Source organism: Variovorax sp. MSC1_012, from assembly GCF_023667525.1.
In the GTDB taxonomy this organism is placed as follows: domain Bacteria; phylum Pseudomonadota; class Gammaproteobacteria; order Burkholderiales; family Burkholderiaceae_C; genus Variovorax; species Variovorax beijingensis_B.
On record NZ_CM174443.1, the window covers coordinates 2,002,328 to 2,024,013 of the forward strand.

At 65.6% G+C, this 21,686-nt stretch carries 14 protein-coding genes; 4 read left to right on the forward strand and 10 right to left on the reverse strand.

Annotated features, from left to right (window positions below; genetic code table 11):
* Window positions 1-4: 4 nt before the first annotated feature.
* The 5 genes from lpdA (L1081_RS09490) to L1081_RS09510 all read right to left on the reverse strand — a co-directional run bounded on the left by lpdA (L1081_RS09490) (window position 5) and on the right by L1081_RS09510 (window position 8,474).
* The gene (lpdA, locus tag L1081_RS09490) at window positions 5-1,435 is read right to left on the reverse strand and encodes a dihydrolipoyl dehydrogenase (protein WP_489416186.1); all 1,431 of its coding nucleotides are present in this window, start codon (window positions 1,433-1,435) and stop codon (window positions 5-7) included.
* A gap of 14 nt (window positions 1,436-1,449) precedes the next feature.
* Entirely contained in the window at window positions 1,450-2,709 is a 1,260-nt protein-coding gene (gene odhB, locus L1081_RS09495; protein WP_489416187.1) for a 2-oxoglutarate dehydrogenase complex dihydrolipoyllysine-residue succinyltransferase, read from the reverse strand.
* Between the two features lie 55 nt (window positions 2,710-2,764).
* A complete protein-coding gene (locus tag L1081_RS09500) occupies window positions 2,765-5,641 on the reverse strand; it encodes a 2-oxoglutarate dehydrogenase E1 component (RefSeq protein WP_489416188.1) in 2,877 nt (958 codons plus the stop codon).
* 178 nt (window positions 5,642-5,819) lie between these two features.
* The gene (locus L1081_RS09505) at window positions 5,820-7,787 is read right to left on the reverse strand and encodes a propionate--CoA ligase (RefSeq protein ID WP_489416758.1); all 1,968 of its coding nucleotides are present in this window, start codon (window positions 7,785-7,787) and stop codon (window positions 5,820-5,822) included.
* An 84-nt stretch (window positions 7,788-7,871) separates the two neighbouring features.
* On the reverse strand, window positions 7,872-8,474 hold the full coding sequence (locus tag L1081_RS09510) for an isochorismatase family protein (protein WP_489416189.1): 603 nt from the start codon (window positions 8,472-8,474) through the stop codon (window positions 7,872-7,874).
* A gap of 83 nt (window positions 8,475-8,557) precedes the next feature.
* Here L1081_RS09510 and L1081_RS09515 point away from each other — a divergent pair, with 83 nt between their 5' ends.
* Window positions 8,558-9,355, forward strand: a complete 798-nt coding sequence (locus L1081_RS09515; RefSeq protein WP_489416190.1) for an alpha/beta hydrolase — start codon at window positions 8,558-8,560, stop codon at window positions 9,353-9,355.
* A 16-nt stretch (window positions 9,356-9,371) separates the two neighbouring features.
* On the opposite strand, the gene L1081_RS09520 is transcribed toward L1081_RS09515, so the two are convergent.
* The gene (locus tag L1081_RS09520; protein ID WP_489416759.1) at window positions 9,372-10,424 is read right to left on the reverse strand and encodes a PQQ-dependent sugar dehydrogenase; all 1,053 of its coding nucleotides are present in this window, start codon (window positions 10,422-10,424) and stop codon (window positions 9,372-9,374) included.
* A gap of 322 nt (window positions 10,425-10,746) precedes the next feature.
* On the opposite strand from L1081_RS09520, the gene L1081_RS09525 reads away from it, so the two are divergent.
* Window positions 10,747-11,331 (forward strand): C40 family peptidase, encoded by a 585-nt coding sequence (locus tag L1081_RS09525; protein WP_124957652.1) that lies wholly within the window; start codon window positions 10,747-10,749, stop codon window positions 11,329-11,331.
* Window positions 11,332-11,417: 86 nt separating this feature from the next.
* Here the strand turns inward: L1081_RS09525 and lpdA (L1081_RS09530) are convergent, their stop codons facing one another.
* The 4 genes from lpdA (L1081_RS09530) to aceE are packed head-to-tail and all read right to left on the reverse strand — an operon-like array spanning window position 11,418 to window position 18,249.
* On the reverse strand, window positions 11,418-13,235 hold the full coding sequence (gene lpdA, locus L1081_RS09530) for a dihydrolipoyl dehydrogenase (protein WP_489416191.1): 1,818 nt from the start codon (window positions 13,233-13,235) through the stop codon (window positions 11,418-11,420).
* Window positions 13,232-13,825, reverse strand: a complete 594-nt coding sequence (locus tag L1081_RS09535; RefSeq protein ID WP_012747283.1) for an Ntn hydrolase family protein — start codon at window positions 13,823-13,825, stop codon at window positions 13,232-13,234. The genes lpdA (L1081_RS09530) and L1081_RS09535 overlap by 4 nt, the downstream gene beginning before the upstream one ends.
* The gene (gene aceF, locus L1081_RS09540; protein ID WP_489416192.1) at window positions 13,822-15,480 is read right to left on the reverse strand and encodes a dihydrolipoyllysine-residue acetyltransferase; all 1,659 of its coding nucleotides are present in this window, start codon (window positions 15,478-15,480) and stop codon (window positions 13,822-13,824) included. The genes L1081_RS09535 and aceF overlap by 4 nt, the downstream gene beginning before the upstream one ends.
* A gap of 54 nt (window positions 15,481-15,534) precedes the next feature.
* The gene (aceE, locus tag L1081_RS09545) at window positions 15,535-18,249 is read right to left on the reverse strand and encodes a pyruvate dehydrogenase (acetyl-transferring), homodimeric type (RefSeq protein ID WP_489416193.1); all 2,715 of its coding nucleotides are present in this window, start codon (window positions 18,247-18,249) and stop codon (window positions 15,535-15,537) included.
* 205 nt (window positions 18,250-18,454) lie between these two features.
* Between aceE and L1081_RS09550 the strand changes: the two genes are divergently transcribed.
* Complete coding sequence (locus tag L1081_RS09550; protein WP_489416194.1) at window positions 18,455-20,995, forward strand: PAS domain S-box protein; 2,541 nt, start codon at window positions 18,455-18,457, stop codon at window positions 20,993-20,995.
* A complete protein-coding gene (locus tag L1081_RS09555) occupies window positions 20,992-21,624 on the forward strand; it encodes a response regulator transcription factor (protein WP_012747279.1) in 633 nt (210 codons plus the stop codon). The genes L1081_RS09550 and L1081_RS09555 overlap by 4 nt, the downstream gene beginning before the upstream one ends.
* Window positions 21,625-21,686 lie beyond the last annotated feature (62 nt).

The following is a 21,686-nucleotide window of genomic DNA, read 5'->3' on the forward strand; positions in this document are numbered from 1 at the left end:
TGGATCAGAAATTCAGCGTGCGCTTGTCCACGGCAAGTGCCGCTTCCTTCGTGGCTTCCGACAGCGACGGGTGCGCATGACAGATGCGCGCGATGTCTTCGGCGCTGGCCTTGAACTCCATCGCCACCACGGCTTCGGAGATCAGTTCGCTGGCCTGCGGGCCCACAATGTGCACGCCGAGGATCTCGTCCGTGGCCGCGTCGGCCAGGAACTTGACCATGCCGGTCGTGTCGCCCAGCGCGCGTGCGCGGCCGTTCGCGAGGAACGGGAAGGTGCCGGCCTTGTAGGCGCGGCCCGCGGCCTTGAGCTGCTGCTCGGTCTGGCCGACCCACGCGATCTCGGGGTTGGTGTAGATCACCCACGGCACGGTGTTGAAGTTGACGTGGCCGTGCTGGCCCGCAATGCGCTCCGCCACGGCAACGCCCTCTTCCTCGGCCTTGTGCGCGAGCATCGGGCCGCGCACCACGTCGCCGATCGCCCAGACGTTGGGCAGGCTGGTCTTGCAGTCGTCGTCCACGGCAATGGCGCCGCGCTCGTCGAGCTTCAGGCCCACGGCTTCGGCGTTCAGGCCGATGGTGTTGGGCACGCGGCCGATCGAGACGATCAGCTTGTCGACTTCCAGCGTCTGGGCTTCGCCCTTGGCGTTGGTCCAGGCCACGCTCACGCCCTTCTTGGACGACTTGATCTCGCCGACCTTGACGCCGAGTTCGATCTTGAGCTTCTGCTTGTCGAAGGCCTTCTTGGCTTCCTTGGCGATCTGCTCGTCGACCGCGCCGAGGAAGGTCGGCAGCGCTTCGAGCACCGTGACTTCGGCGCCGAGGCGGCGCCACACCGAGCCCATTTCAAGCCCGATGACGCCCGAGCCGATCAGGCCCAGCTTCTTGGGCACCGCGCCCATGCGCAGCGCGCCGTCGTTCGAGAGGATGTTCTCCTCGTCGAACGGCGCACCCGGCAGCGCGCGGGCGTTGGAGCCCGTGGCCACGATGATGTGCTTGCCGTCGATCGACTCTTCGGCGGCGCCCTCCACCTTGATCTCGTAGCCGGCTTCGCCCGCCTTCACGAACGAGCCGCGGCCATGGAAGAAGGTGATCTTGTTCTTCTTGAACAGGTACAGGATGCCGTCGTTGTTCTGCTTCACGACCTGGTCCTTGCGGGCCAGCATCTTGTCGAGGTCGAGGCTTAAGGACTCGACCTTGATGCCGTGGTCGGCAAAGTGGTGGCCGGCCTGGTCGAAGTGCTCCGACGATTGCAGCAGTGCCTTCGACGGAATGCAGCCGACGTTGGTGCAGGTGCCGCCCGGTGCCGGGCCGCCCTTGCCGTTCTTCCACTCGTCGATGCAGGCCACGTTGAAGCCCAGCTGCGCCGCGCGGATCGCGGCGATGTAGCCGCCGGGGCCGCCGCCGATGACGATGACGTCGAATTGTTTGTTTGCCATCTGATTCTTTCTCCTCAGATGTCGAACAGCAGGCGCGACGGGTCTTCGAGCGCTTCCTTCATGGCCACCAGGCCCAGCACGGCTTCGCGGCCGTCGATGATGCGGTGGTCGTAGCTCATGGCAAGGTAGTTCATCGGGCGGATCACGATCTGGCCGTTCTCGACCACGGCGCGGTCCTTGGTGGCGTGCACGCCGAGGATCGCCGACTGGGGCGGATTGATGATCGGGGTCGAGAGCATCGAGCCGAAGGTGCCGCCGTTCGAGATGGAGAAGGTGCCGCCGGTCATCTCTTCGATGCCGAGCTTGCCGTCCTGTGCCTTCTTGCCGTATTCGGCGATCTTCTTCTCGATGTCGGCAAAGCTCATCTGGTCGGCGTTGCGCAGGATGGGCACCACCAGGCCGCGCGGCGAACCGACGGCAATGCCGATGTCGAAGTAGCCGTGGTACAGGATGTCGTTGCCGTCGACCGAGGCGTTGATCACCGGGTACTTCTTGAGCGCATGCACCGCGGCCTTCACGAAGAAGCTCATGAAGCCGAGCTTCACGCCGTGTTCCTTGGTGAAGCTGTCCTGGAAGCGCTTGCGCAGTTCCATGACGGGCGCCATGTTGACCTCGTTGAAGGTCGTCAGGATGGCGTTGGTCGACTGCGACTGGATCAGGCGCTCGGCGATGCGGGCGCGCAGGCGGCTCATCGGCACGCGCTGCTCGGGGCGTTCGCCCAGGTCGGGCGCGCTGGTGGGCGCGGCAACTTGCGGCAGCGCCGGCTTGGCAGCCGGTGCGGCCACGGCGGCCGCGGGCTTGGCACCCGAGGCCACGGCACCGAGCACGTCGCCCTTGGTGACGCGGCCGTCCTTGCCACTGCCGGCCACGTCGCTGGTCTTCAGGTTGTTGTCGGCCAGCAGCTTGGCGGCGGCGGGCATGGCAACGTCGGACTTCGAACCGCCCGTGGCGGCAGCAGCCGCTGCGGGCGCAGCTGCCGGGGCCGGCGCGGCGGCGGGTGCCGCTGCTGCGGGCGCTGCGGCGCTTGCCTTGCCTTCGGTGTCGATCTTCGCGATCAGCTGGTCGGCCACCACGGTGGCGCCATCGGGCTGCACGATTTCGGCCAGCACGCCAGCCGAGGGCGCGGGCACTTCGAGCACGACCTTGTCGGTCTCGATCTCGATCAGGATTTCATCGACGGCGACGGCTTCGCCGGCCTTCTTCTTCCAGGTGAGCATGGTGGCTTCGGCCACGGATTCGGAAAGCTGGGGGACTTTGACTTCTACGATAGACATTTGGAGTGAGCTCCGTTTTGTTCTTCAGGTGTTCGTGTGAAAAAGAGGCTTGGAATTACTTGGTCAGCACGAAGCCCTTGAGCTTGCCAAATGCGCCATCGACCAGCGCCTTCTGCTGTTCCTGATGCAGGTGCGAGTAGCCGACTGCAGGCGATGCCGAAGCGGCACGGCCAGAGTAGCCGAGCTTCTGGCCTTCCTGCATGTTCTCGTGGATGTAGTGCTGCACGAAGAACCAGGCGCCCTGGTTCTGCGGCTCGTCCTGGCACCAGACCACGTCGGCGAGGTTCGGATACTTCTTGATCTCGGCCGCGAACGCCTTGTGCGGGAACGGATAGAGCTGCTCGACGCGGATGATCGCCACGTCGTCGCTGCCCTGTTCTTCGCGCTTCTTGGCCAGGTCGTAGTAGACCTTGCCCGAGCAGGCGATCAGGCGCTTGACCTTCTCGGCCTTCAGGCCCTTGCTGTCCGGAATGACCGTCTGGAAGCCGCCCTTGGTGAACTCGGACAGCGGCGAGGTCGCGTCCTTGTTACGCAGCAGCGACTTCGGCGTCATGATGATCAGCGGCTTGCGCAGGTTCCGCACCATCTGGCGGCGCAGCACGTGGAAGATCTGGCTGGCCGTGGTCGGCTGCACCACCTGCATGTTGGTGTCGGCGCTCAGCTGCATGAAGCGCTCCAGGCGCGCCGAGCTGTGCTCCGGGCCCTGGCCTTCGTAGCCGTGCGGCAGCATCATCGTGAGGCCGTTGACGCGGCCCCACTTCACTTCGCCCGAGGCGATGAACTGGTCGATCACCACTTGCGCGCCGTTCACGAAGTCGCCGAACTGGGCTTCCCAGATCACGAGCGTGTTCGGGTCGTTCGACGCATAGCCGTATTCGAACGCGAGCACGGCTTCTTCCGACAGGATCGAGTCGATGACGACGAACGGTGCCTGGTTCTCGGCCACGTTCTGCAGCGGCGTGTAGGTGCCTTCGTCGAACTTCTCGCGGTTCTGGTCGTGCAGCACGGCGTGGCGGTGCGTGAACGTGCCGCGGCCCGAGTCTTCGCCCGACAGGCGCACCGGGTAGCCGCTGGCCACCAGCGAGGCAAAGGCCATGTGCTCGCCCATGCCCCAGTCGACGTTGACGTCGCCGCGGCCCATGGCAGCGCGGTCGTCCAGCACCTTCTTCACGAGCGGGTGCACCGTGAAGCCGGCCGGCACCGTGGTGATCTTCTCGGCCAGGCGCTTCCACTCGCTGGACGGAATGGCGGTGTCGCCGGCGTCGGTCCACTTCTTGTTGAGGTAGGGATTCCAGTCGACGGCGTACTTGCTCTTGAAGTTCGTGAGCACCGGGTCGACCGTGTTGCGGCCTTCGTCGAAGGCGGCGCGCTGGGCCTTGACCATGTCGTCGCCGAGCGTTTCGCCCAGGCCCTGCGTCGCCAGCTTGTCGGCGTACAGCTTGCGCGTGCCGGGGTGCTGGGCGATCTTCTTGTACATGAGCGGCTGCGTGAGCGACGGGGTGTCCTGCTCGTTGTGGCCCAGCTTGCGGAAGCAGATGATGTCGACCACCACGTCCTTCTGGAACTCCATGCGGAATTCGAGGGCGAGCTGGGTGGCGAGCACCACGGCCTCGGGATCGTCGCCGTTCACGTGCAGCACCGGCGCCTCGATCATCTTGACGATGTCCGAGCAGTACAGCGTCGAGCGGCTGTCGCGCGGGTCGCTGGTGGTGAAGCCGATCTGGTTGTTGATCACGATGTGCACCGTGCCGCCCGTGAAGTAGCCACGGGTTTCGGCCAGCGCCAGCGTTTCCATCACGACGCCCTGGCCCGCGAAGGCGGCGTCGCCGTGCACGAGCACGGGCAGCACCTGCTTGCCCTGCGGGTCGGCGCGGCGGTCCATGCGGGCGCGCACCGAGCCTTCGACCACGGGGTTCACGATTTCGAGGTGCGAGGGATTGAACGCCAGGCTCAGATGCACCGGGCCGCCTGGCGTGGTCACGTCCGAGCTGAAGCCCTGGTGGTACTTGACGTCGCCGCTCGGCAGGTCTTCAGGAGCGGTGTGGTCGAACTCTGCGAACAGGTCGGCCGGCATCTTGCCGAGCGAGTTGACCAGCACGTTAAGGCGGCCGCGGTGGGCCATGCCGATCACGATTTCCTGCACGCCCTTGATGCCGGCCTGGTTGATCAGCTCGTCCATCGAGACGATGAAGCTTTCGCCGCCTTCGAGCGAGAAGCGCTTCTGGCCGACGTACTTGGTGTGCAGGAAGCGCTCGAGGCCCTCGGCCGCGGTCAGGCGGTTGAGCACGTGCTTCTTCTGCTCCGCATTGAGCTGCGGGTTGGTGCGTGCGCTTTCGAGCTTCTGCTGCCACCAGCGCTTGTGGTTCTGGTCGGTGGTGTACATGTACTCGGCGCCGATGGTGCCGCAGTACGTTTCGCGCAAGGCATTGAGCAGGTCGCGCAGCGACATGGTCTCCTTGCCGAAGAAGGTGTTGCTGGTGTTGAACACCGTCTCGAGGTCGGCATCGGTGAAGCCGTAGAACGAGGGCTCGAGTTCCGGAATGGCCGGGCGCTCGGCGCGCTTGAGGGGGTCCAGGTCGGCCCAGCGGGCGCCGACGTTGCGGTAGGCGGCAATCAGCTGCTGGACGGCGGTGCGCTTGCGGCCGAGCTCGGAATCCGCGCCGCTGGCCTGCACGACCTTGGTGGTGCCCTGCTTCGCGCGTTCGGCAAAGGCGTTGATCACCGGCTGGTGCGGAACGTCCCGGGTGTTGGAGCCATCGACCGCGGGCACGTTCTGCAGGGCGTCGAAATACGAACGCCAGTTGTCAGGCACGCTGCCGGGATTGGAGAGGTAGTTTTCGTACATCTCTTCGACATAGGGCGCATTGCCGCCGAAGAGGTACGTGTTGCCCTGATACGCGGCATACGCCGTGGGCTTTGAGGAATCGCTCATGATCCGCTGACCTTCGCTTCCCTGAAGGAAGCACTAGCTGGTTAAGAAACCTTCCGCGACACGGCTGAACCGATTGGCGGATGCGACTGTGGCTGGGGAAGGGCCTGAGTACCTTCGCATTGTGCCACGTCAAACATATGACGGCTCGACGCGACTTCGCAAGGCCGGTTTTGCTCATTCAGGCGGAAGAAACCAGCTGCTTGATCTGCCGCAGGGTCGCCGGGTCGTCGATGGTGGTCAGGTCGCCCGGGTCGCGCTGCTCGCACACGGCCTGGATGGCGCGTCGCAGCAGCTTGCCGCTGCGGGTCTTGGGCAGGCCCGAGACGAAGCGCACCCGGGCGGGCCGCGCCAGCGCGCCGAGCTGGTCGGCCACCACCTTCATGATCTCGCCTTCGAGCTTCAGCGCAGCGCCGGCGTCGGTCACGGCGATGCCGTCCTTCGGCACCACGAAAGCCATCGCCACCTGGCCCTTGAGCGCATCGGCCACGCCCACCACCGCCACTTCGGCCACGTTGGCGTGGCCCGAGATGCTCTCCTCGATCTCCCGGGTGCCGAGGCGGTGGCCGGCCACGTTGATCACGTCGTCGGTGCGCCCGAGGATGTAGAAGTAGCCGTCTTCGTCGCGAATGCCCCAGTCGAAGGTCGAATAGACCATCTTGCCCGGCACGCTCTTCCAGTAAGTGTCGACGAAGCGCGCATCGTCCTTCCACACGGTCTGCATGAAACCGGGCGGGGTCGGCCCTTCGACCACGACCACGCCCTTTTCATTGGGGGCGGTCAATTCTTCGCCGGTCGATTCGTGCAATATCTTGATGCGGTAGCCGTACATCGGAACACCGGGGCTGCCGAACTTGCTCGGCTTGGCCTCGACCCCGTTGGCAATGGTGATCATCGGCCAGCCCGACTCGGTCTGCCAGTAGTTGTCGATGATCGGCACGCCCAGCCCTTCGCTGATCCAGCGCGCGGTGGGCTCGTCGAGCGGCTCGCCCGCCAGGAACAGCGCGCGCAGGCTCGACAGGTCGTATTTCTTCAGCAGCGCCGGGTCCTGCTTCTTGAGCACGCGCACCGCGGTCGGCGCGCTGAACATCACCGTCACCTTGTATTTCTCGACCAGGCGCCACCAGATGCCGCCGTCGGGCTGCCGGTCGATGCCCTGCGTGGGCAGGCCCTCGTACATGAGGGTGGCCATGCCGGCGATCAGCGGGCCGTAGACGATGTAGCTGTGGCCCACCACCCAGCCGATGTCGCTGGTCGAGAAGTAGGTTTCGCCAGGCCGGCCGTCGAAGATGTGCTTCATGCTCGCAGCCAGCGCCACGGCATAGCCGCCCACGTCGCGCTGCACGCCCTTGGGCTTGCCGGTGGTGCCGCTGGTGTAAATGGTGTAGCTGATGTCGGTGGCGGCCAGCCACGTGCAGGGCACCTGGGCATCGAGGTGCTTCTGCCGCAATTCGGCCGCGAGGTGGTCGCGGCCGGCCGTCAGGTCCATCGGTGCCAGGCTGCGGTCGGTGAGCAGCACCGCGGCCGGCTTGTACTTCGACAGCCGGATCGCCTCGTCGAGCAGCGGCTTGTACGCAATGACCTTGCCGCCGCGCGAGCCGGCGTCGGCGCTCACCACCACCTTGGGCTCGGCGTCCTCGATGCGCGTGGCCAGCGAGCCGCTCGCGAATCCGCCGAACACCACGCAGTGGATCGCGCCGATGCGCGCGCAGGCCAGCATCGCGAAGGCGGCCTCGGGAATCATCGGCATGTAGATGAGCACGCGGTCGCCCTTCCCCACGCCCAGTTCGATCAGGCTGGCGGCGGTGCGCTGCACCTCGGCGTGCAGTTCCCTGAAGCTGTAGCTCTTCTCCACGCCGGTTTCGGTGGAAACGAAGATCAGCGCGGGCTGGTCGCCGCGCGCGGCCAGGTGCCGGTCGACCGCGTTGTGGCACAGGTTGGTGGTGCCGCCCACGAACCAGCGCGCAAAGGGCGGCTGGCTGGCGTCGAGGATCTGCTCGGCCGGCGCCTGCCAGTCGATCAGCTTCGCCTGCTCGGCCCAGAAGGCCTCGGGCGCATCGACGGACTGGCGATAGAACTCTTGGTAGCGGCTCATCTGGATTTGTCTCCGTTTATTCGTTCGGCCCTGGCAGCATCGCCAAAACTGAATTCATAATTATGGAGGCCGATCTTGCAGCAAGCTGACGGCCGGAACAATCCGGCCGAGCCCTTGTGGCGCGCCGCCGGTTGCGGCTTATCGGATCAGGGCGAGCAGCTCGGAAAACGCGGGGTGCTCCGCCGTGCGCAGCCATTCGAAGCCGACCATCTCGGTGGTCACGAGTTCGGCCCCGGCGCCGGCCAGCCGGTCGAAGGCGGCGTCGCGGTTGCGCTCGGTGCGCGAACTGCAGGCGTCGGTGACGACCCAGACCTCGAACTCGTCCTCCAGCAGGTCGAGCGCGGTCTGCAGCAGGCAGACATGGGCTTCACAGCCGGCGATCACGATGGAATTGCGCTCTTCGGCGGCCGCCGCAGGCTTCTGCAGGTGCTTGGGCAGGCTGCGGGCATTGCCCTGCGGCGCTTTCGCCGGCACGCGCAGCCATTCGCCGAGCCCCTCTTCCACACCGCTGAAATGCATCTTCGACAGGGTGCGCTGGCACAGCGCGCGGATGTCGGGCACGTTCTCACCGAGCTTGGAAGGGTTGTGCTCGGTGCCCCACACCGGCACTTGGAGCAGCTGGGCCATCTTGCCGAGCCGCACCGCGTTCTGCGCGACCGCTTCGCCCTCGAAGATCGACGGCATCAGCCGCGCCTGGTAGTCGACCAGGACGAGTTGGGAAAGCGAGGCATCGAGCAGCATGAACCGGTTCTTTCATTCAGATGGAATTGATGGGGCCAGACCGTACCACCGAAAAGGCGCGTATCTCTCTAGACTCCGGGCGGATGCGGATCTTCTTTTCGGCCCGGCGCCATTTGCCGATTCTGGCCCTTGGCGCGGCGCTCGTGGTGACCGGATGCGGCGGCTTGCGCACGGCCAAGGCGCCGCTGGACCGCACGCTCGAGAAGAGCAGCTGCACGCCGAATGCCGACACGCTGATCGTGATGCTGCCCGGCGCGTACTCGCACCCGGACGAATTCGAGCGGGAAGGCTTCGTCAAGGCGCTGAGCGACAACAGGCTTGCGGTGGACGTGATGCGGGTCGATACGCACCTGGGCTACTACAACGGCAAGACGATCCTCGACCGCCTGCACCGGGACGTGATGATGCCGGCGCGCGGCCAGGGCTACAGGGCCATCTGGATCGTCGGCATTTCGATTGGCGGCTTCGGCGGGTTGCTCTACGCGCAGACCCATCCCGGTGAACTCGCGGGCATCGTCGTCATTGCGCCCTACCTCGGAGAACGCGCGCTCGGCGCCGACATCGCCAATGCCGGCGGCCTCGCCCGCTGGACCGGGCCGCTGGGCGATCCGCCGGGCAGCGACCCGCGGACACCGAACGAGACTCAGCTGTGGCAGTGGCTACGCGGCTACGTCGGCGCGACCGCCACCTTCGGCGCGCGGCCACCGCTCTACCTGGGCTATGGCATCGATGACCGCTTTGCATTCAGCCATCGGCTGCTGGCGGCCGCACTGCCCGCAAGCCGCGTCTTCACGACCGAAGGCGGCCACGACTGGCCCGAGTGGACGCGGCTCTGGCGCCGCATGCTGCCGACACTGCCGCTGCCGGGCTGCCCCGGCTGAGAGCTGAAGGCGGGCCTCAGTTCGGCCGCAGGCGCAGCAGCTTGCCGTCGGATTCGTCGGTCAGCACATAGAGCAGGCCGTCCGGCCCCTGCTTCACATCGCGAATGCGGGCCCGGTCGTCGGCCAGCAGCTTGTGCTCGGCCACCACCTTGCCGTCCTTCAGTTCGATGCGGTCGAGATAGCCGAACTTGAGCGATCCGACGAACAGGTTGCCCTTCCATGCCGCACCGTAGCGGTCGCTGCTCAGAAAGGCCATGCCCGATGTCGCAATCGACGGCACCCAATAATGCAGCGGCTGCTCCATGCCGTCCTTGGTCGTGATGCCATCGCCGATCTTTCCGCCGCCGTAGTTCTCGCCGTAGGTGATCACCGGCCAGCCGTAGTTGCGGCCGGCCTGCGCAATGTTGATTTCGTCGCCGCCCTGCGGGCCGTGCTCGGTCATCCAGAAGCGGCCATCGGGCGCGAGCGTTGCGCCCTGTCCGTTGCGGTGGCCATAGCTCCAGATCTCGGGCAGCGCGCCCGCCCGGCCGACAAAGGGGTTGTCCCGGGGCGCCGAGCCGTCCTTGGCGATGCGCACCACCTTGCCAATGTGGTTGTCGAGCTTCTGCGCATCTTCCTTGCGGCCGAACCGGTCGCCCAACGTAAGAAACAGCGTGCCGTCGCGCGCCTCGACGATGCGGCAGCCGAAATGGTGGCGGCTGGCCACCTTGGGCTGCTGGCTGAAGATGATTTTCAAGTTCTCCAGCCGCGTGCCGTCGGCCGAAAGCTGCGTGCTGGCCAGTGCCGTGCTATTGCCCGAACCGCCGCCGGCTGCCGGTTCCGAGAAGCAGAAATACAGCGTGCGGTTCTTTTCGAAGCCCGAATCGGCCAGCACGTCGAGCAAGCCGCCCTGACCGCCAGCCGCGATGACCGGCAGGCCGGCGATGGGCGCGCCGACCTTGCCGTCCGCAGCGATCAGCCGCAACCGGCCGGCCCGCTCCGTGACCACGAAACGGCCGCCCGGCAGAAAGGCCACGCCCCACGGGTTCTCGAGGCCGGTCGAAATGGTTTCCGGCCGTATCTGCGCCATGGCGGCACCCCAGGCGGCCAGACCCGCCACAACGGCAGCCTTTCCCAGGAGGCACCCAGCTTCCTGAATTCGCAGGTTCATGTCTTTTCCGGTTAGTTGGCGCGATCTTGACGCGAAATGGGGTGTGAATCCAGGCTGTTTGCCTCTTCAGTGCGAGTACAAAAGTTCGCTTTCGGCCAATCGCTTATGGTTCATAAAGATCGGCCGTTACATTTTTTCTTCGATCGAATCAAAAAAAATCAAACAAATCAAAGACTTGAAGATACATTCGCCAATTCAGATGAGGTTGACATAACCGCGCGTCATCAATATCCTACGCGCCATGCGTTTTTTCGTCCTACCCGCGTCTCTCCTGTTTGCCGTCGCCGTCCAGGCCGCCCCTCAACAGGACCGAACCGACGACGAACTGGCCCGGTTGCTGGCCGACAAGGGCATCATCGGACAACTCAGGCAGGTTCGCCAAACCGTCGCTGAACGAACTTCCGACTTGGTGGTGACCGCCATCGGCTTCCTCGGCGTGCCCTATCGCCGCGGCGGCAACTCTGCCGAATCCGGCTTCGACTGCAGCGGTTTCGTTCGCGCGATGTACAACCAGACGCTCGGCCACGTGCTGCCGCGCCGCGCCGAAGAACAGGCAGCGGCCACCGAGAAGATCGACCGCAGCCAGCTCAAGCCCGGTGACCTCGTCTTCTTCAACACCATGCGCCGCGCCTTCAGCCATGTCGGCATCTATGTCGGTGAAGGCAAGTTCATCCACTCGCCGCGCACGGGCGCCCAGGTGCGCGTGGAAGACATGAACGGCAGCTACTGGAGCCGCCGCTTCGACGGCGCACGCCGCGTGCTCGGCGGCGCACAGAACGACGAGATCAAGGCCGCGGCAACTGCTGCGACCCACACCGGCAACTGAGCCTTCCCCCGAATCCGGCATCCTGGATCAGGACGAAAAAAATCCCGCCGCGGCGGGATTTTTTGTGGCCGGTCGAACTTCGTCGGTCAGGCCGCCTTCTTGACCGGCGGCAGATCGGTACAGGTCCCGTGCGCCACCTCGGCCGCCATGCCGATGCTCTCGCCCAACGTCGGATGCGGATGGATGGTCTTGCCGATGTCGATCTCGTCGGCGCCCATCTCGATGGCCAGCGCAATCTCCCCGATCATGTCACCGGCATGCGTGCCGACGATGCCGCCGCCCAGGATGCGGTGCGTCTCGGCGTCGAACAGCAGCTTGGTGAAGCCTTCGTCGCGGCCGTTGGCGATGGCGCGGCCCGACGCGGTCCACGGGAAATGGCCCTTCTTGATCTTGATGCCTTCGGCCTTGGCCTGGTCTTCGGTGAGACCCACCCACGCCACCTCGGGGTCGGTGTAGGCCACGCTCGGGATCACGCGGGCATTGAAGGCGGCGCTCGAGAGCTCCTTGTCGCCCTTCTGTTCGCCGGCAATCACCTCGGCCGCCACATGCGCCTCGTGCACCGCCTTGTGCGCCAGCATCGGCTGGCCGACGATGTCGCCGATGGCGAAGATGTGCGGCACATTGGTGCGCATCTGGATGTCGACCGGAATGAAGCCGCGGTCGCTCACCGCGACACCGGCCTTCTCGGCGCCGATCTTCTTGCCGTTCGGGCTGCGGCCCACAGCCTGAAGTACCAAGTCGTAGACCTGCGGCTCCTTGGGGGCCTGCTCGCCCTCGAAGGTCACCTTGATGCCCTCCTTCGTAGCCTCGGCGCCCACCGTCTTGGTCTTGAGCATGATGTTGTCGAAGCGCGGCGCGTTCATCTTCTGCCAGACCTTCACCAGGTCGCGGTCGGCGCCCTGCATCAGGCCGTCGAGCATCTCGACCACGTCCAGGCGCGCACCCAGCGTCGAATACACCGTGCCCATTTCGAGGCCGATGATGCCGCCGCCCAGGACCAGCATGCGCTTGGGATCGATGCCCATCTCGAGCGCGCCGGTGGAATCGACCACGCGCGGATCCTTGGGCATGAACGGCAGGCTCACGGACTGCGAGCCGGCCGCGATGATCGCGTTGCGGAACTTGACGGTCTGCTTCTTGCCGGTGGTGTCCCAGCTTGTGCCCGAGGTTTCCTCGACCTCGAGGTGATACGGATCAATGAAGTTGCCGACGCCGCGCAGCACCGTCACCTTGCGCATCTTGGCCATGGCCGTGAGGCCGCCGGTGAGCTTGCCCACCACCTTGTTCTTGTGGCCGAGCAGCTTGGCGCGATCGACCGTGGGCGCGGCAAAGCTCACGCCGAGGTCGGCGAAGTGCTTCACTTCATCCATGACCGAGGCCACGTGCAGCAGCGCCTTCGAGGGAATGCAGCCGACGTTCAGGCACACGCCGCCGAGCGTGGCGTAGCGCTCGATCAGCACCACCTTGAGGCCCAGGTCGGCCGCGCGGAAAGCGGCCGAATAGCCGCCGGGGCCGGCGCCCAGCACGATCACGTCGCACTCGACATCGACCTTGCCGCCGTAGCTGGAGGCCGCGGGCGCCGCTGCCGCCGGAGCAGCGGCCTTGGGTGCAGGAGCCGCTGCGGCGGGTGCAGCCGCGGCCGCCGCCGGTGCGGGCGCCGCGGCGCCATCCACCTCGAGCGTCAGCACCACGGAGCCTTCCTTGACCTTGTCGCCCACCTTGACGGCGAGCGCCTTCACCACGCCGGCCGCCGACGACGGAATCTCCATCGAGGCCTTGTCCGATTCGACCGTGATCAGCGACTGCTCGGCCTTGACCGTGTCGCCGACGTTGACCAGCACCTCGATCACCGCGACTTCGTCGAAGTCGCCGATGTCGGGCACCTTGATTTGTTGTTCGCTCATTTGGACACTTTCAGTTTGAGTGTGAGAACGTCGACCGGTGGGGCCGAATTGCGATCGAATTCGCAGGCGGCGGCGATGCCCGCCTCCGCCACGTCGCGCGAGGTGCGCGACTTGATGTCATAGGCCGCGTGCATGGCACCGAGCGCAAAGCTGCGTCCCGAGCCGATGCTCCAGAACTGCTTGAACTCGAACACCTCGCGGTAACTGTAGATGCCGTAGATGCCGCTCTGGTTGGCCATCAGCATCGTGAACTGGCTCGATTCGTAGGGCTCGTGCTCGTCTTCCTTGGTCTGCATGAAGAACGCGTCCTTCAGCACCGGATGCAGCAGCGTGAAGGTGCGGAAGATCTCGTGCTTGCTGCCGAACAGCAGTGCCTCGCGCGGCTGCGCGGCCAGCGCATGCTGCAGCACCAGGAAGTGCGCAGCCGCGCCGGCCACGGCAAACAGGCTCTGCCCTGCCGCGTCCTCGACGGTGAAGATTTTCTGGTTTGCCTCGGCGCGGTGCGAAAGCCGCGTGTCGCCGAAGGTCACCAGGGAATCCGCCGCCATCGTGACCTGGCCGCCTTTGCGGACGGCCACTACCGTGGTCATAGCAGGATGCGACGGTAATCCGCGAGCACCTGGCCCAGGTAGGCGTTGAAGCGCGCAGCCAGGGCACCATCGATCACACGGTGGTCGTACGACAGCGACAGCGGCAGCGTCAGCCGCGGCACGAACTGCTTGCCGTCCCACACCGGCTTCATCTGGCCCTTGGAGAGGCCGAGGATGGCCACTTCGGGGGCGTTGATGATGGGCGTGAAGTGCGTGCCGCCGATGCCGCCGAGCGAACTGATCGACATGCAGCCGCCCTGCATGTCGGCCGAGCCGAGCTTGCCGTCGCGCGCCTTCTTGGCGAGCTCGCCCATTTCCTGGCTGATCTGCAGGATGCCCTTCTTGTCGGCATCCTTGAGCACCGGCACCACGAGCCCGTTGGGCGTGTCGGCCGCGAAGCCGATGTGGAAGTACTGCTTGTAGACCAGCTGGTCGCCGTCGAGGCTGGCGTTGAAGTCGGGGAATTTCTTCAGCGCCGCAACCACCGCCTTGATCACGAAGGCCAGCATCGTGACCTTGATGCCCGACTTCTCGTTCTCCTTGTTGGTGGAGACGCGGAAGGCCTCGAGCTCGGTGATGTCGGCTTCGTCGTTGTTGGTGACGTGCGGAATCATCACCCAGTTGCGGTGCAGGTTGGCGCCGCTGAGCTTCTTGATGCGCGACAGGTCCTTGCGCTCGACCGCGCCGAACTTCGTGAAGTCGACCTTGGGCCAGGGAATGAGGCCCAGCGCGGCGCCGTCCGCGCCGCCGCCACCGGCCGGCGCCTTGGCCGCCGAGGCCTTGGTGCTGGCCTGGCCGCTCATCACCGCCTTGGTGAAGCCCTGGACGTCTTCCTGCGTGATGCGGCCCTTGGGACCCGAACCCTTGACCTCTTCGAGCGGCACGCCGAGTTCGCGTGCGAACTTGCGCACCGACGGCGAGGCGTGCGGCAGGTTGCCGGTGGGCGCAACCGTCGGCTCGTGCGGCGCGGCTGCGGCAGCCGGTGCCGGCGATGCGGCGGCTGGCGCGGGTGCGCTGGCGGTTGCCGCAGCCGGTGCGGCTGCAGCAGCTTGCGCAGGTGCGGGTGCCGCTGCGCCTGCCGAGCCTTCCACTATCGCGATCAGGTCGCCGATGTTGACCGTGTCGCCCACCTTGACCTTGAGTTCCTTGAGCACGCCGGCCGCCGACGAGGGAATCTCCATCGAGGCCTTGTCCGATTCCACCGTGATCAGCGACTGGTCGGCCGCGATGGTGTCGCCGGGCTTCACGAGCAGCTCGATGACCGCGACGTCCTTGAAGTCGCCGATGTCGGGCACCTTGACCTCGACCTGTCCCGAGGCCGCAGGCGCGGCAGCCGGTGCAGGTGCAGCGGCTGCGGGTGCCGGGGCGGCAGCCGCAGGGGCGGGAGCCGCTGCAGGCGCCGGCGCTGCGGCGCCACCTTCGGCCTCGAGCACGAGCACCACCGAGCCCTCCTTCACCTTGCTGCCGACCTCGACCTTCAATTCCTTGACCACACCGGCGGTCGACGACGGGATCTCCATCGACGCCTTGTCCGATTCCACGGTAATGAGCGACTGCTCGGCCTTGACCGTGTCACCCACCTTCACGAGCACCTCGATCACCGCGACTTCATCGAAATCGCCGATGTCCGGCACCTTGACTTCCACTGCTGCCATATTGTTCGTCTCCCGCCGTGAGGCGCCGTTCGTTCGTTGGTTGTTGGTTGATGTTCAGGCGTAGAGCGGGTTGACCTTGTCGACATTGATGCCGTACTTCTTGATCGCCTCGACCACCTTGGCCACAGGCACCGTGCCATCTTCGCTCAAAGCCTTGAGCGCGGCCACCACGATGTAGTGGCGGTTGATCTCGAAGTGCTCGCGCAGCTTGTTGCGGAAGTCGCTGCGGCCGAAGCCGTCGGTGCCCAGCACCTTGTAGGTGCGGCCCTTGGGAATGAAAGGGCGGATCTGCTCGGCGTAGGCCTTCATGTAGTCGGTCGATGCCACCACCGGCCCGGTCGTGGGCGCGAGCTGCTCGGCCACGAAGGGCACGCGCGGCGCCTGGTCCGGGTGCAGCAGGTTCCAGCGGTCGGCGTCCTGGCCGTCGCGCGTCAGCTCGTTGAAGCTCGGGCAGCTCCACACCGAGGCCGAAACGCCCCAGTCCTTTTCGAGCAGTTCCTGCGCCGCGAAGCTTTCGCGCAGGATCGTGCCGCTGCCCAGCAACTGCACGGTGGGCGACTTGGCCTTCAGCGCCGGGCCCTGCCTGGACAGGTACATGCCCTTGATGATCTGCTCCTCGGTGCCGGGCTGCAGGCCGGGCATCGCGTAGTTCTCGTTGAGCAGCGTGAGGTAGTAGTAGACGTTGTCCTGCTTCTCGACCATGCGCTTCAGGCCGTGATGCAGGATCACGCCGACTTCGTGCGCGAAAGTCGGGTCGTAGCTCACGCAGTTCGGGATGGTGTTGGCCAGGATGTGGCTGTGGCCATCTTCGTGCTGCAAGCCTTCGCCGTTGAGCGTGGTGCGCCCCGAGGTGCCGCCCAGCAGGAAGCCGCGCGCCTGCATGTCGCCGGCCGCCCAGGCCAGGTCGCCGATGCGCTGGAAACCGAACATCGAGTAGTACACGTAGAACGGCACCATGATGCGGTTGTTCGTGCTGTACGACGTGGCCGCCGCAATCCAGCTCGACATGCCGCCCGCTTCGTTGATGCCTTCCTGCAGGATCTGGCCAGCCTTGTCTTCCTTGTAGTACATGACCTGGTCCTTGTCGACCGGGGTGTACTGCTGGCCAGCGGGGTTGTAGATGCCGATCTGGCGGAACAACCCTTCCATGCCGAAGGTGCGCGCCTCGTCCACCAGGATGGGCACCACGCGCGGACCCAGCGCCTTGTCGCGCAGCAGCTGCGTGAGGAAGCGCACGTAGGCTTGGGTGGTGGAGATTTCGCGGCCCTCGGCCGTGGGCTCCATCACCGACTTGAAGGTGTCCAGCGAAGGCACCGTGAAGCTCTCGTCGGCCTTGGTGCGGCGGTGCGGCAGGTAGCCGCCCAGCGCCTTGCGGCGCTCGTGCAGGTACTTCATTTCCGGCGTGTCGTCGGCCGGCTTGTAGAACGGCAGGTCGGCGATCTTGCTGTCCGGGATCGGGATGTTGAAGCGGTCGCGGAAGGCCATGATGTCCTCGTCGCTGAGCTTCTTGGTCTGGTGGACGTTGTTCTTGCCCTCGCCGATCTTGCCCATGCCGAAGCCCTTGACCGTCTTGATCAGGAGCACCGTGGGCTGGCCCTTGTGCTTCACGGCCGCGTCGAAGGCCGCGTAGACCTTCTGCGAATCGTGGCCGCCGCGGCGCAGCTGCCAGATGTCGTCATCGCTCATCTTGGACACCATCTCGAGCGTGCGCGGGTCGCGGCCGAAGAAATGCTTGCGGACGTAGGCGCCGTCGTTGGCCTTGAAGGCCTGGTAGTCGCCGTCGTTGGTCTCCATCATGATCTTGCGCAGCGCACCTTCCTTGTCGCGTGCGATCAGCGGGTCCCAGCCGCTGCCCCAGATCAGCTTGATGACGTTCCAGCCCGAACCGCGGAATTCGCCTTCGAGCTCCTGGATGATCTTGCCGTTGCCGCGCACCGGGCCGTCCAGGCGCTGCAGGTTGCAGTTGATGACGAAGATCAGGTTGTCCAGGCCTTCGCGCGCGGCCAGGCCGATGGCGCCCAGCGATTCGACTTCGTCCATTTCGCCGTCGCCGCAGAACACCCAGACCTTGCGGTTCTCGGTGTTGGCAATGCCGCGGGCGTGCAGGTACTTGAGGAAGCGGGCCTGGTAGATGGCCATCAGCGGGCCGAGGCCCATCGAGACGGTCGGGAACTGCCAGAACTCGGGCATCAGCTTCGGATGCGGGTAGCTGGAAAGGCCTTTGCCGTCGACTTCCTGGCGGAAGTTGAGCAACTGCTCTTCGCTCAGGCGGCCTTCGAGGTAGGCGCGGGCATAGATACCGGGCGAGACGTGGCCCTGGATGTAGAGGCAGTCGCCGCCGTGGTTTTCGCTCTCGGCGTGCCAGAAGTGGTTGAAACCGGCACCGAACATGTTCGCCAGCGAGGCGAAGGAGCCGATGTGGCCGCCGAGGTCGCCGCCTTCGGCCGGATGGTGGCGGTTGGCCTTGACCACCATTGCCATGGCGTTCCAGCGCATGTAGGCGCGCAGGCGCTCCTCGATCTCGAGGTTGCCGGGGCAGCGCTCTTCCTGGTCGGGCTCGATGGTGTTGACGTAGGCCGTGTTGGCGGAGAACGGCTTGTCGATGCTGTGCTGCCGCGCATGTTCGAGCAGCTGCTCGAGAAGGAAGTGGGCCCGTTCAGGTCCCTCGCTTTGGATGACGGAGGACAGTGCATCCATCCATTCACGGGTTTCCTGGGCGTCCGCGTCATTCGCGGCCGAGCCGAACAGGTTCTCGGGATTTGCCGACATGCTTGTCTCTCCTTTAGGGCTGTGGCTGTAATTTAGTGCGCTCTTCGATCACCGCGCGGGAGTTTCTCATAGAAATACTTCTATTTCAAATAGTGCATGTAGATTTCTTAATGTGATATTTCGGAAACAATGTCGCCCGTGTCGGAATCAATGGCACTGCGGCCCTTCTCTCCTTGGCGCAGGGGCCATCACCTAAACTCGCAGGATGCCCTTTTCCTCTCCGCTGTCGGTTGCGCGCAGCGCCGTGAATGCGTCTCCGCTCTCGTGGTGGCGCCGCTGGTGGCGCCAGCAAACGCCAGTGCTGCAAGACGCGGTCGCCATGCTGGCGCCGATTGCGGCGGTGCTGCTGTTCCTGGCGGCCATCGTTTCGGCGTTCTGGTATCTGCGCACAGAGGAAATCGAGCGCGAGCAGGAATCCGTGCGGCGTGACGTCGAATACGCGCAGCAGCGCATGCGCCTGCGCCTGCTCGAGCGCCAGGAACAGCTGATGCGCATCGCGCGCGACGCCTCCAACCGCGAGATCGACCCGATCGAATTCGCGAGCCGTGCCGAATCGCTGGTGAGCCAGTTCCCCGAGCTGCAGACCGTCACCTGGATCGACGACCGGCGCCGCTTCAAGGCTGGCTATTCGGCGCCGAGCGTGCATCCCGCGCAGCAGCACCTGATCGGCGACGTGCTGCGTCCGGGCGACGTGGAGAGCAACTACGCGCTGGCCCGCGAACTGCGCCAGCCGGTTTTTTCCCAGCCGGCGGCGGGAGGCGATCCCGCGGCGATGCTGCAGCTGCACATTCCGCTCTTCGACCAGGGCCTGTTCGCGGGCGTGGTGCTGGGCGAGTTTTCGGTCGATGGCCTGCTGCGCTACGGCATGCCCTCGGAAGTGCAGGCGCGCTATGCGGTCTCGCTGCTCGACGCCAAGGGCAACGTGCTCGCGGGCAATACGGCCAGCCTGAGGGAAGGCGGCACGCGGCTCCTTCCCTGGCCCGAAAGAACCAATGAGTACGAAGTGCCGGTGTCGCCTGTCGGCAATGCACTGGTGCTGCGCGCGCAAGCCTACCGCACCTCGCAGGGGGTGGTCGGCAACGGTCTGTTCTGGCTGGTCTGCGCGCTCAGCGTGCTGACCAGCTGGATGCTGATCGGCACCTGGCGCCACACCCGGCGGCGCCAGCAGGCCCAGCAGCGGCTGGTCGCCGAGACCAACTTCCGGCGCGCGATGGAAAACTCCATGCTGACCGGCATGCGCGTGCTCGACCTGCAGGGCCGCATCACCTATGTGAACGCCGCCTTCTGCGCAATGACGGGCTGGAGCGAAGCGGAGCTGGTGGGCCAGTCGCCGCCCTTCCCCTATTGGCTCGAGTCGGACCGCGAAGTGATGAACGAACGGCTCGAGGAAGAACTGCACGGGCGCGCCCTGCCCGGCGGCTTCCAGGTGCGCGTGAAGCGCAAGAACGGCAGCGTGTTCAACGCCCGGCTCTATGTGTCGCCGCTGATCGACGCGCGCGGCCACCAGACCGGCTGGATGACCTCGATGACCGACATCACCGAGCCCACGCGCATCCGCGAGCAGCTGTCGGCTTCCTACGAGCGCTTCACCACGGTGCTGGAGGCGCTCGACGCCGCCGTGTCGGTCGCGCCCATCGGCAGCGAGGAACTGCTCTTCGCGAACAAGCTGTACCGGCTGTGGTTCGGCTCCGACACCGTAGGCCACCTGGGCATGGTGGCGCAGGCCGGCGTGCCCGCCTCCAATGCGCACGACGAGGGCCTGGACGACGTCGACCCCTACGCCGGCCTGCCGATCGACACCCTGACCGCCGCCCAGACGGCCAACAACGAGATCTTCGTGCCGCACCTGGGCAAGTGGCTCGAAGTGCGCTCGCGCTATCTCACGTGGGTCGACGGCCGGCTGGCCCAGCTGGTGATCGCCACCGACATCACGCCGCGTCGCGACGCCGAAGAGCAGGCCGCCGCACAGGCCGACCGCGCGCAGGCCGCGAGCCGCCTGATCACGATGGGCGAGATGGCGTCCAGCGTGGCGCACGAACTCAACCAGCCGCTGACAGCCATCACCAACTACTGCAACGGGATGATGTCGCGCCTCAAGGGGCAGGCCATCGACACCGAGGCGCTGCTCGCGGCACTGGAGAAAACCTCCAAGCAGGCGCAGCGCGCGGGGCAGATCATCCAGCGCATCCGCTCGTTCGTGAAGCGCAGCGAGCCCAACCGCACCGCCGCCGACGTGTCCACCATGGTCAGCGAAGCGGTCGAACTCGCGGGCATCGAACTGCGGCGGCGCAACGTGCGGCTCAACCACTACGTGGCCGCGCGGCTGCCGGTGGTGCAGGTGGACCCGATCCTGATCGAGCAGGTGATGGTCAACCTGCTGAAGAACGCGGCCGAATCCATCGACATTGCCGAGCGTCCGCTCGCTCGCCGCAGCGTCGAGCTGCGCGTGCTGCCCAAGGTGATCGAGGGCCACAACGCCATCGAGTTCTCGGTGCAGGACACCGGCAAGGGCCTGGCCCCCGAGGTGATGGACCGCCTGTACGAAGCCTTCTTCTCCACCAAGCCCGAAGGCATGGGCATCGGGCTGAACCTCTGCCGCACCATCGTGGAGTCCCACCGCGGCCGGATGCAGGCGGAGAACATCTACAATGGTCCGGATGTGATCGGATGCCGTTTTTCCTTCTGGATTCCGGTGTTGGACGCTCCCAGTTCCGTAGCAAGCGACGAGGCAAAGGTACCTGCATGAGTTTGATTCCGAAGAAGGGCACTGTCTATGTCGTCGACGACGACGAAGCCGTGCGAGATTCGCTGCAATGGCTGCTCGAAGGCAAGGACTACAGGGTCCGCTGCTTCGATTCGGCCGAGTCCTTCCTCTCTCGATACGACCCGCGCGAAGTCGCCTGTCTGATCGTCGACATCCGCATGGCCGGCATGACCGGCCTCGAACTGCAGGACCGGCTGATCGAACGGCGCTCCCCGCTGCCCATCGTGGTGATCACCGGCCACGGCGACGTGCCGATGGCAGTCGACAGCATGAAGAAAGGCGCCATGGATTTCATCCAGAAGCCTTTCAACGACGAAGAGCTTGTCACGTTGGTCGAGCGCATGCTCGAGCACGCACGCGGTGCCTTCACGCAGCACCAGCAGTCGGCCAGCCGCGATGCGCTGCTGTCCAAGCTCACCGGCCGCGAGGCCCAGGTGCTCGAGCGCATCGTCGCCGGCCGCCTGAACAAGCAGATTGCCGACGACCTGGGCATCAGCATCAAGACGGTCGAGGCGCATCGCGCCAACATCATGGAAAAGCTCAACGCCAACACCGTGGCCGATCTGCTCAAGATCGCCCTCGGGCAGGCGGCGCCAGCGGCCAAGGCCTAAGAGCCAGCTATCTCCCCGATAGCGACGAATGTCCCCCACGCCTGCGCAAGCGGGCGTTTTTA

Bases quoted from the DNA above. Each gene is read 5' to 3' on its own strand.
- lpdA (WP_489416186.1), bottom strand. From the start codon at position 1,435: ATGGCAAACAAACAATTCGACGTCATCGTCATCGGCGGCGGCCCCGGC.
- odhB (WP_489416187.1), bottom strand. From the start codon at position 2,709: ATGTCTATCGTAGAAGTCAAAGTCCCCCAGCTTTCCGAATCCGTGGCC.
- L1081_RS09500 (WP_489416188.1), bottom strand. From the start codon at position 5,641: ATGAGCGATTCCTCAAAGCCCACGGCGTATGCCGCGTATCAGGGCAAC.
- L1081_RS09510 (WP_489416189.1), bottom strand. From the start codon at position 8,474: ATGCTGCTCGATGCCTCGCTTTCCCAACTCGTCCTGGTCGACTACCAG.
- L1081_RS09515 (WP_489416190.1), top strand. From the start codon at position 8,558: ATGCGGATCTTCTTTTCGGCCCGGCGCCATTTGCCGATTCTGGCCCTT.
- L1081_RS09520 (WP_489416759.1), bottom strand. From the start codon at position 10,424: ATGGCGCAGATACGGCCGGAAACCATTTCGACCGGCCTCGAGAACCCG.
- L1081_RS09525 (WP_124957652.1), top strand. From the start codon at position 10,747: ATGCGTTTTTTCGTCCTACCCGCGTCTCTCCTGTTTGCCGTCGCCGTC.
- lpdA (WP_489416191.1), bottom strand. From the start codon at position 13,235: ATGAGCGAACAACAAATCAAGGTGCCCGACATCGGCGACTTCGACGAA.
- L1081_RS09535 (WP_012747283.1), bottom strand. From the start codon at position 13,825: ATGACCACGGTAGTGGCCGTCCGCAAAGGCGGCCAGGTCACGATGGCG.
- aceF (WP_489416192.1), bottom strand. From the start codon at position 15,480: ATGGCAGCAGTGGAAGTCAAGGTGCCGGACATCGGCGATTTCGATGAA.
- aceE (WP_489416193.1), bottom strand. From the start codon at position 18,249: ATGTCGGCAAATCCCGAGAACCTGTTCGGCTCGGCCGCGAATGACGCG.
- L1081_RS09550 (WP_489416194.1), top strand. From the start codon at position 18,455: ATGCCCTTTTCCTCTCCGCTGTCGGTTGCGCGCAGCGCCGTGAATGCG.
- L1081_RS09555 (WP_012747279.1), top strand. From the start codon at position 20,992: ATGAGTTTGATTCCGAAGAAGGGCACTGTCTATGTCGTCGACGACGAC.